Raw genomic sequence first — 15595 nt, forward strand, 5'->3', positions numbered from 1 at the left:
GCGGTGATCGAGCGGCTCGCGCGCGTCCTCCGTTCCGCTTGGCGGAGCGGAGGGTTCAGTTCCGGGACACGGGCCGTTCCGCAAGAAACGGCGATCGCCTTCACCTACGACACCGCCACTTACGCGGTGATGATGGCTTCGCCCGGCGATCTGGAAGATTTCGCCGTCGGCTTCAGCCTGACCGAACAGGTGATCCCCTCTCCCGACGCCATCGAGCAGCTTGAGATCGTGGAGAGCGATGTCGACGGCATTGCCGGCATCGAGCTTCGCATGTGGCTGAAGGGCGAGGACGGCACCAAGCTGGCCCGCCGCCGCCGGAGCCAGGTCGGTCCCACGGGCTGCGGGCTTTGCGGCATCGAGAGCCTCACCGAAGCTTTGCGTCCGCCGCCGGAAGTCGGCGAAGGCGCGATCTATACCGCAGACGAAATCATGCAGGCTGTGGAGGCCACGGGGCCGCTGCAGGCGCTGAACCACGAGACCCGGGCGGTTCATGCCGCCGGGTTCTGGACGCCTTCCGAGGGCGTCGTGGCGCTGCGGGAGGATGTCGGACGGCATAATGCGCTGGACAAGCTGGTCGGGGCGCTGGCCCGGCAGGGCCGCGACGCCGCGGACGGCATCGTGGTGCTGACCAGCCGGGTTTCGGTGGAGATGGTGCAGAAGGCCGCCTTTGCCGGCGCGCCGGTGATTGCCGCCGTTTCGGCGCCGACGGCGCTGGCCATCCGCATGGCCGAAGCGGCCGGGATCACCTTAATCGCGATTGCAAGAAAAGACGGGTTCGAGGTTTTCACCCATCCGGCCCGCGTCACGGGAGAACGCACAAGCCATGTCGCATAGCAATGTCGACCGCCTGGTCTACATGGTTAATCAGATCGGGGACTTCTTCAAATACCAGCCCCATGAGGACGCCGCCGAAGGCATCGCCAATCACATCAAGAAGTTCTGGGATCCGCGCATGCGCAAACAGATCCTGGAGCATCTGGAAGCCGGCGGCGAAGGGCTGGAGGGGCCGTCCCGCAAGGCAATCGAGATCTTGCGCGACATGACGCAAAAGGCAAAATCGGACGCCTGACGCTTAGCCCGATTCTTCGGGGATGCGGCTCCGCCCTCCCCCAATCGATTTTTTGAGAGCACGAACTTGCTCACCCTCACGCCCGAAGAGCTCACCGCCATCGGCCTAAGCCTGAAAGTGGCGAGCTGGGCCATGCTGGCGAGCCTGCCGCTTGCCGTAGCTGTGGCGCTGGTTCTGGGGCGCTGCCGCTTCTTCGGCCGCGCCATCCTCAACGCGCTGGTGCTGCTGCCTTTGGTGCTGCCGCCGGTGGTGACTGGCTACGGGCTGCTCTTGCTGTTCGGGCGGAACGGGCTGATCGGCCATTGGCTGGCGGAAAATCTCGGCCTGGTGTTCGCCTTCCGCTGGACCGGGGCAGCGCTGGCCGCAGCGGTGATGGGCTTTCCGCTGATGGTGCGGGCGATCCAGCTTTCCGTCGAGGGGCTGGACCGCGGGCTGGAGCAGGCCGCCAGCACGCTCGGCGCCAACCGGTTTCTGGTCTTCCTCACCGTGACCTTGCCGCTGATCGCGCCCGGCATCATCGCCGGCGCCATTCTGTGCTTCGCCCGGGCCATGGGCGAGTTCGGCGCGACCATCACCTTCGTCTCCAATATCCCCGGCGAGACCCAGACCCTGCCGACACTGATCTACAGCCTGACGCAAGTGCCGGGGGGCGATGCGGCGGCGCTGCGGCTGACGCTGATCTCGGTGACGATTTCGCTGACCGCGCTGTTCGCCTCCGAGGCGGTGGCGCGGCACATCGGCGAGCGGGTGAAACGGCAATGAGCATCGCCTTTCAAGCCAAGGGCATGATCGGCGATCTCACCCTCGATATTGCCTTCCAGAGCGAAGGACGGCTGACGGCGCTGTTCGGCCCATCCGGCGCCGGCAAAAGCACCATCGTCAATATCATCGCCGGGCTGCTGCGGCCCAAGCAGGCGAAGGTAACGGTGGACGGCACGGTGCTGACCGATACCGCCGCAGGCATCGGCGTGCCGACCCATAAGCGGCGCATCGGCTATGTGTTCCAGGAGGCGCGGCTGTTCCCGCATCTTTCGGTGAAGGGCAATCTGCTCTATGGCCGCTTCTTCTCCGGGGGCGACGGGCGGAGCCTTGAGGAGGTCACCGCCCTGCTCGGTCTCGACCATCTCCTAGACCGGGGCGTCGGGCGGCTCTCGGGCGGCGAGCGGCAGCGTGTGGCTATCGGGCGGGCGCTGCTTGCCGCGCCGCGGCTCCTGCTGCTGGACGAGCCGCTCTCCTCGCTGGACGAGGCGCGCAAGCAGGAGGTGATGCCCTATCTGGAGCGGATCCGCGACGAGGCCGGTCTGCCGATCGTCTATGTCAGCCATTCGATTGCCGAAGTGGCGCGGCTTGCCACCAGCGTCGTGCTGGTGGAGCGCGGGCATGTGCTGGCCGCAGGCCCCGCTTCGGAGATTTTGAGCCGGATCGATCTTGCCGTCGCCGAGGAGGCGGAGACCGGTGCGCTGGTCGAGGGGCGGATCGCAGCGCATGAGGCGGAGACCGGGCTCACGGTGCTGGAGACGCCGGCCGGAGATTTGCGCGTGCCGCGGCTGAACCGGCCGCAAGGCGCCTCGGTGCGCGCCCGCATCCGGGCGCGCGACGTGATGATCGCCACCAAGAAGCCGCAAGGTTTGAGCGCGCTGAATATCCTGCCGGGCACGGTGACGGAGATCGGCCAGCCGCACGGGCCGGTGATCGAGATCGCGCTTCAATGCGGCGAAGCCCGGCTGGTGGCGCGGCTCACCCGTCACTCGGTGGATGCGCTGGGGCTGAAGCCGGGGCGCAAAATCTACGCGGTGGTGAAAAGCATCGCCTTCGATCCGGAGGCGACAACGGGGGCGCCGGACGGCAAGACAGCGGCGAAGACCGCGGCGGCCTCGTAGAGACGAGACCGCCCGCGCGCGCCAGGTGCCCTGCCCTCTATTGCTTCGGCGGATTGCGCTTCAGCGCATCCGGATCCGGCTTTCCTTCCCAGACGGCGACGCCCCAGGGCAGCCGGCCAACCGGCACCGATTTGATCGGCTTCAGGCTTTCCACGTCGATCACGGTCAGATCGTTGGTGAGGCCGTTGGCGACATAATAGAGCTTGCCGTCGGGGGAGAGCTCGCCGTGCCAGGGGCGCTGGCCGACCAAGATGTAATCCTCGACCTCATAGGTCTTGGTGTCGATCACCGCGACGCGGTTGGCCGGGCCGAGCAGCACGAAGAGCTTCTTGCCGCCGTCGATGAAATCCATGCCCACCGGCTGCAGCAGCTCAGGCCGCACGCCTTCCACCTCGAAGCGGATGGTGTCCTTCACGGTCCAGTCGGAGGTGTCGATCACCGAGATCGAGCCACCGACCTCGGAGGAGACCCAGACCTCCTTGCCGTCGGCGGTGAACTTCGCCTCGCGCGGACGGGTGTCGACCAGCACATTGGCGATCAGCTCGTTGGTGTCGTTGTCGATGACATGGGCCATCGAGGTGCTCTCGGAGGTGATGACGGTGTATTTATCGTCCGGACTGACACCGACGCCTTCCGGCTCGACACCGACCGGCACCTGGGCCAGCACGTCCCCAGTGGCGACGTCCATGATCGTCGCCATCGAGTCATCCTCATTGGCGATATAGATGATCTTGCCGTCGGCGCTCGTTGCCATCAGCTCCGGGTCGGGGCCGGAGTTCAGCTCATGGGTGATCTTCAGGCTTTTCATGTCGATCACGTCGATGGTGTCGCCATCGCCAGCGGCCACATAGAGCTCGTCATTCTTCGGGTTCTTGATGATGCCGCGCGGGCGCCGGTGGGTCGGCACCGTGGCCACCACCTTCAGCGTGTCGGCGTCGATGACGGTGACGGTGTTGTCCTTCTCGTTGCTGACGAAGATGGTGGTCGCGAAAGCCGATGGCGAAAAGCCGAGCAGCGCGGCGGCGGCCGCGGCAAGCATAAAGCGTTTCATTTTCACTCCCTTGGATCTTGTTTGTTTTATTTGAACGCGTTTTTGGTCTTAGCGCTATTTCTGTTTGAATTCACATAGGGATTCACGCTCGTCAAAGCCAAGCGTATCGGTCAGATATTTCGGGTGCAGGAAGCCCTCCTGCGGCGACACGCTGACGATGGTGCGCTGGCCAGCGAGCAGCACCGGCTGGCGGAGCTGATGGTTCCAGGAGCGGAAGTTCATGGCCTCGCCCTTGAAGCCGGCGACCTTGTATTTGTCGCTCAGCATGTAGTCGCGCAGATCCTTCACCGCGGTCTTGCCGGAGCGGACCGTCGCCTCGCCAATGGCGCGTATGGCGAGCCAGGCGGTGTAGTCGCGCTCCACGGCTTTGCGGTGCGCCTTGTCGCGCAAGGCGCGCTGGAAGGCCATGCCGCCATATTCGGTATAGGAATCGTCCCAGGCGACGGGACGCATGCCTTGAGTGCCGACCACGGGACGCGGCGTGTAGCTGCGATACATCAGGTATTCGCCAAAGCCGTCCTGGGTGTCGGCGACCCAGATAATGTCGTGCTCGGGTGCGCCCTGGGTGGCGAGCGCCATCTGGCTTTGCACCTGCTGATGGCCGGAATCGAGACGCCGCGAGCCGGTCTCGAACTTATAGACCCGGTCCTCGACGATCTTGCCGCCGAAGCGCTTGGCGGAGCGTTCGGTGGCTTTGGCGAAGGCCTCGTCCGAGGGCGCCTTGCCCTTGATCAGGAACCAGCGGGGCCATTTCTTCACGATGAGATACTGCGCCACCGCGTCAGCCCGCATCGCCCAGCTGGGGATGATGTGGAACACGTTGTAGCGGCACTGCTTCTGGCGGAGCTTGTCGTCGCTGTCGCGGATATTGAGGATCACCGAGCCTTGCGCTTGCGGCAGGTCGGCGACGGCAAGGAGATCCTTCGGCTCAAGATCGGCGACGATCAGCGCATCACCGTCCTTCAAGACCTCCTTGGCCTTGGCGACGATATCGCCGTCGGCGGGGATGATCGCCTCGACGAGCTCGAATTCCTGGCCGGTGAATTGGCCGGTGCGATTGTTGTCGTCGATGCCGACCCGGGCGCCCTGGATACCCTTATCGGTGACGATGTCCTCGGCGATGGTGAGGGGCGGCGGCTCGGGATATTTTTTGCCGAGATAGACGACCTTGAAGACCGTCTTCGGCTTTTTGGCCGCAGCCTTCTTCGGCGCATCTTTCGATGCGTCTTGGTTGGGCTCGGCGGCCTTGTCGGAGGATGCCGCGGCGGCATCGCTCTCCTGCCCAAAGCTCGGTTGCGTGCCGTAAAAGCCCGCCGAAAACGCAACGATCGCCAAGCCGGCAAGCAGCTTGGCGATCGAGTTCTTATAGCGATTGCATGAGCTCAGCATGGAGCGAGGTCTCACAATCACCGACGTTCGCTGCGTCCGTTAGTCGAAGACCGGCGGCGGCGGAACGTGCGATTCGGTGTCCAAAGAAGACGGGTTGATCGTACGGATCCAGGCGATGATTTTCCACAGATCCTCGGAGGTCTTGATCGCAGGACCCATGGCCGGCATCGGACCGACCACGTTCTCCGACCCGATGCGGGTCAGGCCGTAGTCCTTCTGGAGCTTGTCAGAGCCGTCAGTCACGAGACGGAACAGCGTGTCGTCATCGGCGCCATAGACCCAGACGGAGTTGGTCAGAGGCGGGCACATGCCACCACCGCCGCCGCCGCCGTGGCAACCGTTGCAGGAGAGGCCGAGATAAATCTTGTGGCCTTCTTCGGCGACCTTATCTCTCTCTTCCTTGGTCTTATACGGGCTGTGCAGGGTGCCCTTTTCCTTGTAGCGCTCGACCGCCTTGACCGGCGGCATGGTCCAGTCAGCACCAGCAGCTTTAGATTCCCACTGAAAGCTGGAAATGCCCAACAGGCAGATGGCGAGACCCGCCAATCCGAAAATCAGTTTACGCACTGTATCGTTTCCTCATCCTAGTTGGTCTAGTTCGCTTCATGCAGACCTTAGGAGATCTTCCCGTTTGGCCTGCACTATCTCCCGACCGGAGCCGGGAGCTGACGACCTAGCCCGTCCTACCATATGGCGTCCCCTCCCCAAAAGCATAAGCGCCCGCCGCTTGGCAAAAATCCAAGCCGGACAAGCCTTCCCTGCTCACGCGAAAGGAGGAAAACGCCGCTACCGAGAAACTGTCAGCTTCCCCGACATCCTTGCCCCGATGGGGGCTGCAAAGCATTGCGTCGCAAGCACCGACCGCGTCCTGCGCAAGATGGCAAACGGAGCCATGCTCGGTGCAGAACCGATCCTGGTCCCAGCCGCCGGGGCGGCCGAAATTGCTCGATAGGCCTAAAGGATCATAGAGCATTGGTGCATTCCGCGACGGCGCGTCGCTAGAGAACGGGAAGTGACGGGTAAACTCATAACCGATAAATACCGATGATGCCTGCGACTCTCTGACCTAGAAGCCAATTGGACTGCCAACTCGTCTGAGATGCCGCAAAGCTTTTGCTTTCCGGCATTTCGATTTCGACAGAAATTATACTTCGTTCCTGACTGACTTCGCCTGTATATCCGCTCTCCATCATTAATAACTGCCTATTTGCCGCACCTCCTACCAACGCCGGGCAAGACCTGCGGATCGCACCGGGTAAAATTTCCCGAAAAGCTGCTGCAAGAAACCCTTTCCCGCCGGCACCGTCCGGTTCGAAAACCTTCGATCCGGAACGGTCGGCGAATGTGATCTTAAGGGCTTACGGGGTCGATGCGCCGGCACCGGATTCGGTCTGCGCCCGCTTGGTATTGGATAGAGCGCGCCCCAGCACGGTGATCGCCTGGGCCGCGGACTGGGCATCGTTCATCTTGGCGATGTCGAGCGCTGTCTGGCCCTGGTCGTTCTTCATTTCCGGGTCGGCGCCCGACTGCAGCAGAAGCCCGATCACCGGCGCGTTGTCGCGCGCCGCAGCGATCATCAGCGGCGTGGCGCCGGTGCTCGAGGTGGCGTTCACATCCGCCCCCTTCTTGATCAGCATGCGGGCCAGATCGATAGGCCGGGTGCTGTCGGGGAGGAAGATCGCGCCTTCCGCCGGGCGCATCTTGGCCGATGCGATCATCAGCGGGGTCAGCTTCTGGTCGCCGACGGGGGTGTCGATCGCGGCGCCGGCTTCGATCAGAGCCTTCGCCGCCTCGTAACGCCCCTCCTCGATGGCAAGAGCCAGCGGGGAATAGCCTTGCGGGCTCGTCTTGTCGAGATCGGCGCCGGCATCGATCAGCACTTGCGCGGTTTTCACATCGTCGCGCAGCAGCGAATAGATCAGCGGCGTCATGCCGGTATCGTCGGGGAGGTCCGGATCGGCGCCCTGCTCGATCAGGAACTCGACCATGCCGGCATCCTTGGCATTGGCGGCGATGTGGATCGGCGCGCTGCCGTTATTGTCGAGCTGGTCGATCTTGGCGCCCTTGGTGAGCAGGAAGGCGACGCGGTCCTTGTCATTGCCGGTGACGGCGTTGAACAGCTCCTGAGTGGGATCGGCCCCCTCTTCCAGCCAGCCTTCGAGCTTCTCCTTGGTGACGCGCTGATCGGGCGATGCAAGATCCGGACGCGCCTTGAAGTCCGATTGCGAGATGGCGGTATAGCTGCCGTGGGAGGGCAGATCGCCAGGGATAAAGCACTGGCTGCACTTCACCAGCGGCACGCCGTAATCGCGCAGGATCTTCTCGATCTCGTCCTTGTTGTCGTCCAGGGCGTAGTCGAGCATGTATTTCAGAAGGACGTCGGTCTTGCGGACACCGAGAGCGAGGGAAAACTCGAGCGGCACGGTGTCGTCGTCCAGATTGACGGGCAGGATGGTGACGTCCTCGCCCTTGATGGTCTTCACCCATCCGGCAAAGGGACCCCAGACGCCGGCCACATCGACATCGCCGTCAATGGCGCGCTGGATGATGTACCAGGGCTGATGCTCGACGACGAGGTCGCCATCGTGGCTCTGCACCTGCTTGACGACATTCTCCATGATACCGCGCTTGGCCAGAGCCTGGCGGATGGCGGAGGTCTGGAACACGCCGATCTTCAGATCCTTGAGCTTGGGATCGTCGAGGCCGGTGAGCTCAAGCCCCTCGTCGGTCGGCCAGACCAGCACATAGGCTGAGCGGTAGAGCGGCTCGGTGGTCAGCAGGCGCTCATAGTTCTCCGGGATGTCGAGCATGACATCGCACATGCGCTGGCTGAAGGTCTCGCGGGTAAGGCCGCGCTCGATGAAGGGGCGCCAGTGATAGGTCACGCGGGCGCCGAGCGACTTGCCGAGCACTTCGATGATCTTGTTCTGGAAGCCTTCGCGATCGATGTCGGACAGCGGCATGTTGCCGGGATCGGCGCAGACATGCAGCTCTTTGAGCTTCTTGTTCTTATAGGCGGATTTGGCGGCGGCCTTGATGGCGATCTTCTCGGCCGGGCTCAGCTCTTCGTAGGTTTTGTCGAGCTGGCGTGTCAGCGGCTCGGCGCGGGCCATGCCGCTGGCGAAGCCGGTGCCGATCAAGGCGGCGCAGGTGAATACGAGGGTAAGGCGCTTTAGGTCGACCATTTGGCTGCTCAATCCTTGGGGGCAAGGTCAGCTGCCGGGAAAGGTCCTGTGAGGGTCTCAGAAGACGCGTCCGGCAGAAAATCCCGCATTCTGCCCTCCCTGAGCAAAAATGCAGGCTCACCGTGCAAACGTTCTTATTACTACCAGGTAGATATGGAATGACGCCCGGTGCCGCAAGGGCACCGGGCGCCGAACCTTAAAGGATCTCGATTACTCGAAGACCCGGAAGGTGTTGAGCGTGCCGCCCTGGGGGATCTTGTCCAGGTTGGCCGCTTTGGTCATGGCCGTTGCACCGATGGCACCGAACTTGTCGTTCAGGTCCAGACCGGCGGTAACGGGCAGGCCGATCCAGCCACCGATACCGGAGAACACCGACACATACTGCTTGCCGCCCACCTTGTAGGTGATCGGGTTGCCGATGATGCCGGAGCCCAGCTTACGGCTCCAGAGGATCTTGCCCGAGTCGCGATCCACGGCGCGGAAGTCACCGCCGAGGCTGCCATAGAAGACCAGGCCGCCGTCGGTAACCATGGTGCCGCTCCAGTTCGGATACGGATCCGGGATCTCCCAGATGGTCTTGCCGGAAAGAACGTCGAACTTCTTGATCTTGCCGGTGGTGCCGGGCTTCTCAGGATACATGTACACGTTCGCGAACACGTAGACCGTGCCCTGGTTCGTGTGGGTGCGCTCCTGAGGCTCAAGCTCCATGCACCAGTTGTTGGTCGGCATATAGAAGATGTTCGGCTCTTTCGGATCGACCGAACCAGGCTGCTGGTCCTTACCACCCATGGCGGAGGGGCAAGCCTGGACGTTACGACCAACCTCGAGCGGAGAATGCTCGCGGACCTTGATCGGACGGCCGGTCTTCATGTCGATCTTCTCGGCCCAGTTCGCGGTCACGTATTTGTGGGCGCGAAGCAGGGTACCGTCGGTACGATCGAGCACATAGGCAAAGCCGTTACGGTCGAAGTGGCTCAGGGCCTTAACGTCCTTACCGTCGATCTTCATGTCGGTCAGGAAGTTCTCGTTGATGCCGTCATAGTCCCACTGATCGAAGGGGGTCATCTGGTAGGCCCAAACAGCCTCGCCAGTTTCCACCTTGCGGGCAAAGATGGTCATCGACCATTTGTTGTCGAAAGCACCACTGTTGCACTCTTCGTGGGTCTTGTCGGGGCAACGATAGGACGGGCTCCACAGGCCGGGGTTACCGGTCGAGTAGTAGACCAGCTTCAGCTCCGGATCGTAGGAATACCAACCCCAGGCAGCACCGCCACCGAGCTTGTAGTCGTCGCCCGGGAAGGTCGTGATGCCAAGGCTCTTCTTCGGATCACCGGATTTGATGCCTTCGGCCTGGCCATATTGCGGGTTGGCCTTGTTGGTGTCCGCAGTCAGGCAGACCTGCTCGTCGGTACCCGTGCTCTGGCAAAGCCAAGCCTGCTTACCGTCGGCAAGGTTGTAAGCGGTGACACGGCCGCGGGCGGCGAACTCGTCACCACCGAAGCCGATGATCACCTTGTCGTCGGCGATCAGCGGAGCCGGGGTGATGGTCTCACCACGCTCGGGCCAAGCATGCTTGACAACCCAGACCTCTTTACCGGTCTGGCCGTCGAGGGCGATCAGCCAGCCGTCCAGCGTGCCATAGACGAACTTGCCGTCGGCGTAGGAACCGCCGCGGTGAACCGTATCGCAGCAAGCCCGCGGGATAGCGGATTCGTCACGATCGGTCGTCTTGACGTAGTGCCAGATCTGCTTGGGATGATCCGGGTCGGTCAGGTCCAGAGCCTGCACGACGTTACAGTTGGCCATGGACGGGCAACCGCTGACGAAGAACATCACCGGCTTGCCGCCGACGTCCTTGATCACCAGAGGCTGGCCTTCGTGACCACGCAGAGCACCGGTCGACTGGTTCCAGATCATCTGGAGGTTGCCGACATTGTCGGTGGTGATGTCGCTCAGAGCACTGTGCCGGGTAAGCTCGAAGTCACGACCAGGGGCAGGCCACTGATCGGGATCCTTCATGCGCTCCAGCTGCTCGCTGTCGCTGTTTGCCATAGCCTGACCCGCAAGGCCGACCATCATCGCGACGACGCCTCCCAGGATCAGACTACCCTTAAGGTATTTCATCTCTGTCTCCTCTCCCTAAGCTACTCAGTTCAGAGATAATGCTGAGTTTGCTATGGACGAACCGAAGCGATCCCTATCGGCCACATGGCTTCTAGGGGGCGACTGCTCGACCGATTTCCAATGAATTGGCTGAGGTTGCCCGAAAGCGCTTATCTGATCGAACGCGCCGGCTTCTTTCTTGGCCCGCTGATAACGACATCACTTTGTGACACCTCACGAGGACTGCAACCATTCGCCGCTGAGCCCTTTTGCCCACTTGCGAAAAGGCAAATGCACACAGCGCCCATTGGCAAGCTGCCTGCTCATAATTGCCAAATGTTTCCCCTTTGCAAGTGAAAAGTGCCGGATTGACGCAGGGGGAGGCACGGGTTTCGTTTCTAAAACTTCCCGAAAAAAATTACGCGCAAACCGGTTTCTCACCGAGTTCGCGCGTGCCAATCGATTGAATCGAAATAGTTATTCCGGCCACCTGTTTGCGGTTAAAAAATTACGCAATTTGGTTCAGAGCGGCCCGTTAAGCACGTAAGCGTGGCAATGGTTTTTGCCAATCAGACGATCCCGGATTCCGATCACACCGCCCGATGCGGCGCGAATCTCGCCCCTATTGCCAGGCTTTCGGGGGCTTGCTGGAAACCGACGGCAAGTGCTGGATGGCAATCCTCATCAGCTCGGCAAGGGTTTTGACCCCGAGCTTGGCCTTGAGCTGGGTGCAGGTATTGGCCACCGTCTTGTAGCTGACGTGAAGCTGCTCGGCGATGACACCGTAGGGCTTGCCCTCGGCCACCAGAGCCAAGGTCTGCAGCTCGCGCACGGTCATCTTCTTCAACGGATTGGTGGTGCCGCGGGCTTCCATGAAAGCGACCTCGGAGGCGAGGTCGTGGCTGATATAGGGCTTATTCTCGCGCACCCGCTGGAAGGCTTTGAGCACCTCTTCAGACGAGGTGTCTTTCAGCACATAGCCGGTGGCGCCGACTTCGAGCGCCCGGCTGACGATCACCGGGTCGGAATGCATGGTGAAGACCAGGATCGGCGTCTCGGTATCGTGCAGCCGCAGGCGGCGAATGAAGGACAGGCCGCCGAGAGCCCCGGTGCGCATGGCGAGATCGACGATCAGCACATCCGGCTTCTGATTGCGATACATGCGGAAGCCGTCGGAGAGGCTCTGCGCCTGGGTGATCTCCGAAACGCCGGCATCTTCCAGGAGCTGGCGGCAGCCTTGGAGCACGATGGGATGATCGTCGATAATGAGAACGCTCGTCACGTTAAGCCTCCAACCAATTCAGCCAATTGCGCCGGCTTCGCAGTGCCGGCCGATACGGGGATTGCGATACGGAGCGTCGTGCCTTTGCGGCTGGAGTCGATCTCGCAGCTGCCTTTCAGCGACAGGACGCGTTCGTTCATGGTGGTCAGGCCGAAGCCTTTCGGGGTGCCCGGCGCGATGCCGCTGCCGTCGTCGCGCAGCACGAGGCGAAGCGTGGCGCCCTCGCCTTCCGCCGCCGGCCCCTCCTCCTTGAGGTCGATGAAGATATGCTTGGCGCGGCCATGGCGGATGGCATTGGTGATGCCCTCCTGCAGGCAGCGATAGATGGTGAGGTCGGCCTGCTCGCCGTAGGATTTGGCGAGCTCGCCGAGCTCGGCGTTGATCTCGGTCTCCGGATGGCTGCGCTGCATGTTGGAGATCTGCTCCTCCAGCAGATCGCTCAAGCGCACCTCGCCCAAGGGGCCCGGACGCAAGCGCTTGATCAGCCCGCGGTTGAGCTGCTTCAGCCGCTCCACGATGGAGAGGATCTCGCCGACCCGCATGGAGATCTCTTTGGTCGCCCGTTCGCCCTCCTGCCCGGTCAGGGTTTTGATGGAAGAGGCGTTGGCGGTGATGCCGAACAAACAGGGCCCGGCCTCGTCATGCAGCTCGTTGGCGATCTCGCGCCGCTCGCTCTCCTGCACCGAGATGAGCTGGCGGTAGAGCCGGCTGTTCTCCTCCTGCGCCACGTCGAGAGCGCTGGCCAGAGTGTTGAAGCGGTTGGTGATGACGGCGAGCTCCTGCACCTTCGGCACTGGCAGGCGGGTGGCGTAGTCGCCGTCTTCGAGATTGGCCATGCCGCTGGAAAGATTGGCCAGCGGCTCCAGCACCCGGCCGAGCACGACATAGAGGATGACGAGGATGACCGCCCCCAGAGCCAGCCAGACCAGCACCAGGGCGGAGAAGTCGTTCCAGGCTTCGGCGATCTCGTCGGCCGGCTCGCCGACGATGACGATGGGATTCATGCTCTCGGTGGTGACGACGCGGACGGCGCGGCCTTCAAGACGCGGGCGCACCAACGCGGCGAACCAGCCGGGCGCCTGTTCGGACGGCTCCATCCAGCCGGTCTCCGAGGCTTCCGGTGCCAGCTCGGTGAACTGGCCCATGGGATCGATGAAGAGTATGCGCACATGGCGCAGATGCTTGAGCTGCCGGGGAAGCTGCTCGCGCAGCTCGTCCAGCCGGCCTTGCGCGGCGAGATCGCGGACCGTCGCGGCGACAAAGCGCTGGGCGACGTCGAGAGAAGATTCGATCTCCACCCGCGTGGCGGTGCGGGTGTTGAGAATGGACACTGCGCTGGCCGCCAGCGCCGCAAGCAGATTGATGGCACAGACGGCCACCAAGAGCTGAATGCGCACGGGCTGGTTATACCAGAGCTTCTGCCAAAGTCGTTGCAGCACGCCCGACATCTCTCCCTCCCCGGCTCCTTGCCGGAATGCCCATCTCAATGCGAGATCGTCCCCGACCGCGCAGCGAATCCTTCCCTTGCGATCACTCGCAAATTTGCCGGATTTTTCACCGGCTTGGGCAAATGCGTTAGGCATCGGACCCCGCATTTTTGCCACGACATACACTCCATGACGCTTGCGCGGAAAAGATCAATGGCAGGTTTGCTAAACCCGTTGCCACTTTTTCCCGGAACGCCCTGGGCCGGCTCGGCGCGAGGCGACTGCCGACATCGGTTTTGCTTCATGTTTTCTCTAATTTTCAGGATGTTAGCTTAAGATTCCGGGGAGCTACTTTGCAATTTATCCGCAGAAAAGAAGTTTACTGCGGGAACTTTTCCGCGGGGCTTCGCTTTCACTTGCCGTGCGGAAACTGCATAAAATTTGACCAGGAGGAGACGCAAATGAAATTGGCATTCCTTGCGGCTGCGACGCTGCTCATCGCCGGCACCGGTTCCGCCCTCGCCGCCGAGGCCGGGCCGCCGTTGAGCGATTCCGATTGCCAGAAGGTGTGGGGTATGACCGAGCGTGACGGTGATACCCTGTCGAAGGACAAGGCCACCGATTTCGTTATCAATTACGAGATGGTCGATACTGACGGAAGCGGCGATATTTCCGCCGACGAGTTCAAGAAAGGCTGTGCGGGCGGCTGGATCAAGTCGCAAGAGGGAACCGACGCCGAGTAACCTCTCCAACAACTCCCTCGCAAATGGGTCGGGGATGGAGAACCCTCTGTCTCCTAAAGCCAATCGCGCTACGCGGTTGGCTTTTTTTTCGCCCATCCGCCGGTCAATTTCCGGCGAAGCTGCATTTCGATTCCAGCTTATCGAAGCCGAGCGTATCGGTCAGATGGTTGGGGTGGAGGAAGCCCTCCTGGGGCGAGGTGGAGACCAGCGAGCGGGGACCGGCGATCAGGATCGGCTGGCGCAGCTGGTTGTTCCAGGGGCGGAAGGACATGCCCCTGCCCTTGAAGCCGGCGACGGTGAAAGCATCCGATAGCATATAGGCGCGCAAATCCGCCGGATCGCTTTTCGGAGACCGGGTGGCCGCCTCGCCAATCGCCCGCACCGCCAGCCAGCCGCCATAGTCGCGCTCGGTCATCCAGCGATGGGCGGCGCGCTCGAAGCGGTCCTGAAGCTGGGTGCCGGCATATTCCTCGTAGGAGCGGTGCCAGGCGGTGGCGACGAGCCCTTGGGTGCCGACCACGGGCTTGGGCGTATAGACCCGATAGGGCAGATATTCGCCGAAGCCTTCCACCGTATCGGCGACCCAGAGCACATCGTGATCGGCGGCGGCTTGGGTCGCGGCCGGCATCTGGGTCTGGATCTGCTGATGGCCTGAATCGGCGCGGTTGTTGCCGGCCTCGAATTTGTAGCTGCGCTCCTCGACGATATCGCCGCCGAAGCGCCTTGCGGCGCGCTTCACCGCCTTGGCATAGGCGATGTCGGTTGGGGCGGTGCCCTTGAGCAGGAACCAACGATCCCATTTCTTCCAGATCAGATATTGCGCCAGCGCATCGGTGCGCATCGCGTCGCTCGGCAGAATATGGAAGACATTGGCGCGGCACTGCTGCTGGCGCAGCGTGTCGTCATGGGTGCGGATGTCGAGGATCAGCGCATCGCTCGCCTCCGGCATGTCGGCGAGCGCGAGAAGATCCTCCGGCTCCAGATCGGCGACAATCAGCTTGCGCCCCTCATCGAATAGCTTTTTCGCCTCTTCGCGGATATCGGCATCGGGCGCGATGCGATGCTCCTCGAGGGAGAAATGCTTGCCGAGAAAGCTGCCGGTGCGGTTGTTCTCGGCAATGGCGAGGCGCGCGCCGTCGATCCCCTTCTCGGTGGTTTCCTGGTCCAGCAGCGAAAGCGGGATCGGCTCCGGGTAGGTCTTGCCGAGATAGACGATGGGATATTCGGTGACGGCTTTTTCCGCCGGCTTTTCCGGCTGGGCTTCTCGCTGACCTGCTTGCTGGTTTTCTTGCGGTTTCGCCTCATCGGCCGCCTGGGCGGCGAACACGGGAAACAGGACAGCAAGACAAACACCGATCAACCAGCCAATACGCACGGACAACACCTCTCGCTCCATCTCAACGTTCGGCGCGACGGTACCGGAGAAGCGGCATGCAACGCTTTGCAAAGGGATAAGAAGTTGTGGC

The 15595-nt window shown here is 62.3% G+C and carries 13 protein-coding genes; 5 read left to right on the top strand and 8 right to left on the bottom strand.

Annotated elements, in window-relative coordinates; genetic code table 11:
* Positions 1-3: 3 nt before the first annotated feature.
* From fdhD to modC, 4 genes are all read left to right on the top strand, one after another.
* Positions 4-834 (top strand): formate dehydrogenase accessory sulfurtransferase FdhD, encoded by an 831-nt coding sequence (gene fdhD / locus HT051_RS11740; RefSeq protein WP_174542200.1) that lies wholly within the window; start codon positions 4-6, stop codon positions 832-834.
* Positions 824-1069: a formate dehydrogenase subunit delta gene (locus tag HT051_RS11745; RefSeq protein ID WP_174542201.1), complete on the top strand. Its 246-nt coding sequence runs from the start codon at positions 824-826 to the stop codon at positions 1067-1069. Before fdhD ends, HT051_RS11745 begins: the two co-directional genes overlap by 11 nt.
* A gap of 66 nt (positions 1070-1135) precedes the next feature.
* Complete coding sequence (gene modB, locus HT051_RS11750) at positions 1136-1831, top strand: molybdate ABC transporter permease subunit (protein ID WP_174542202.1); 696 nt, start codon at positions 1136-1138, stop codon at positions 1829-1831.
* Positions 1828-2949: a molybdenum ABC transporter ATP-binding protein gene (gene modC, locus HT051_RS11755; protein WP_174542203.1), complete on the top strand. Its 1122-nt coding sequence runs from the start codon at positions 1828-1830 to the stop codon at positions 2947-2949. The genes modB and modC overlap by 4 nt, the downstream gene beginning before the upstream one ends.
* Positions 2950-2986: 37 nt before the next feature.
* Here the strand turns inward: modC and HT051_RS11760 are convergent, their stop codons facing one another.
* The 7 genes from HT051_RS11760 to HT051_RS11790 form a co-directional block, all read right to left on the bottom strand.
* A complete protein-coding gene (locus tag HT051_RS11760) occupies positions 2987-4000 on the bottom strand; it encodes a PQQ-dependent catabolism-associated beta-propeller protein (RefSeq protein WP_174542204.1) in 1014 nt (337 codons plus the stop codon).
* A gap of 54 nt (positions 4001-4054) precedes the next feature.
* Positions 4055-5389 carry an ABC transporter substrate-binding protein gene (locus HT051_RS11765; RefSeq protein ID WP_174542205.1) on the bottom strand — a complete coding sequence of 445 codons (1335 nt, stop codon included), beginning with the start codon at positions 5387-5389 and terminating at the stop codon, positions 4055-4057.
* Between the two features lie 39 nt (positions 5390-5428).
* Positions 5429-5956 carry a cytochrome c gene (locus HT051_RS11770; RefSeq protein ID WP_246810072.1) on the bottom strand — a complete coding sequence of 176 codons (528 nt, stop codon included), beginning with the start codon at positions 5954-5956 and terminating at the stop codon, positions 5429-5431.
* Between the two features lie 791 nt (positions 5957-6747).
* Positions 6748-8574 carry a quinoprotein dehydrogenase-associated putative ABC transporter substrate-binding protein gene (locus tag HT051_RS11775; RefSeq protein WP_174542206.1) on the bottom strand — a complete coding sequence of 609 codons (1827 nt, stop codon included), beginning with the start codon at positions 8572-8574 and terminating at the stop codon, positions 6748-6750.
* Between the two features lie 210 nt (positions 8575-8784).
* On the bottom strand, positions 8785-10698 hold the full coding sequence (locus HT051_RS11780; RefSeq protein ID WP_174542207.1) for a PQQ-dependent dehydrogenase, methanol/ethanol family: 1914 nt from the start codon (positions 10696-10698) through the stop codon (positions 8785-8787).
* A gap of 601 nt (positions 10699-11299) precedes the next feature.
* Positions 11300-11959: a response regulator transcription factor gene (locus HT051_RS11785; protein WP_174542208.1), complete on the bottom strand. Its 660-nt coding sequence runs from the start codon at positions 11957-11959 to the stop codon at positions 11300-11302.
* Positions 11956-13398, bottom strand: a complete 1443-nt coding sequence (locus HT051_RS11790; protein WP_174542209.1) for an ATP-binding protein — start codon at positions 13396-13398, stop codon at positions 11956-11958. Before HT051_RS11790 ends, HT051_RS11785 begins: the two co-directional genes overlap by 4 nt.
* Positions 13399-13847: 449 nt before the next feature.
* Here HT051_RS11790 and HT051_RS11795 point away from each other — a divergent pair, with 449 nt between their 5' ends.
* Positions 13848-14129, top strand: a complete 282-nt coding sequence (locus HT051_RS11795) for a hypothetical protein (protein ID WP_174542210.1) — start codon at positions 13848-13850, stop codon at positions 14127-14129.
* A 103-nt stretch (positions 14130-14232) separates the two neighbouring features.
* On the opposite strand, the gene HT051_RS11800 is transcribed toward HT051_RS11795, so the two are convergent.
* A complete protein-coding gene (locus HT051_RS11800; protein WP_246810073.1) occupies positions 14233-15504 on the bottom strand; it encodes an ABC transporter substrate-binding protein in 1272 nt (423 codons plus the stop codon).
* Positions 15505-15595: the final 91 nt, after the last annotated feature.

The sequence above is a fragment of the Methyloligella sp. GL2 genome (assembly GCF_013341275.1).
In the GTDB taxonomy this organism is placed as follows: Bacteria; Pseudomonadota; Alphaproteobacteria; order Rhizobiales; family Methyloligellaceae; genus Methyloligella.

What these genes read in the sequence shown, in the direction of transcription:
- HT051_RS11745 (WP_174542201.1), top strand. Translation starts at nt 824, where the DNA reads ATGTCGCATAGCAATGTCGACCGCCTGGTCTACATGGTTAATCAGATC.
- HT051_RS11780 (WP_174542207.1), bottom strand. Translation starts at nt 10,698, where the DNA reads ATGAAATACCTTAAGGGTAGTCTGATCCTGGGAGGCGTCGTCGCGATG.
- HT051_RS11760 (WP_174542204.1), bottom strand. Translation starts at nt 4,000, where the DNA reads ATGAAACGCTTTATGCTTGCCGCGGCCGCCGCCGCGCTGCTCGGCTTT.
- HT051_RS11775 (WP_174542206.1), bottom strand. Translation starts at nt 8,574, where the DNA reads ATGGTCGACCTAAAGCGCCTTACCCTCGTATTCACCTGCGCCGCCTTG.
- HT051_RS11765 (WP_174542205.1), bottom strand. Translation starts at nt 5,389, where the DNA reads ATGCTGAGCTCATGCAATCGCTATAAGAACTCGATCGCCAAGCTGCTT.
- modC (WP_174542203.1), top strand. Translation starts at nt 1,828, where the DNA reads ATGAGCATCGCCTTTCAAGCCAAGGGCATGATCGGCGATCTCACCCTC.
- HT051_RS11795 (WP_174542210.1), top strand. Translation starts at nt 13,848, where the DNA reads ATGAAATTGGCATTCCTTGCGGCTGCGACGCTGCTCATCGCCGGCACC.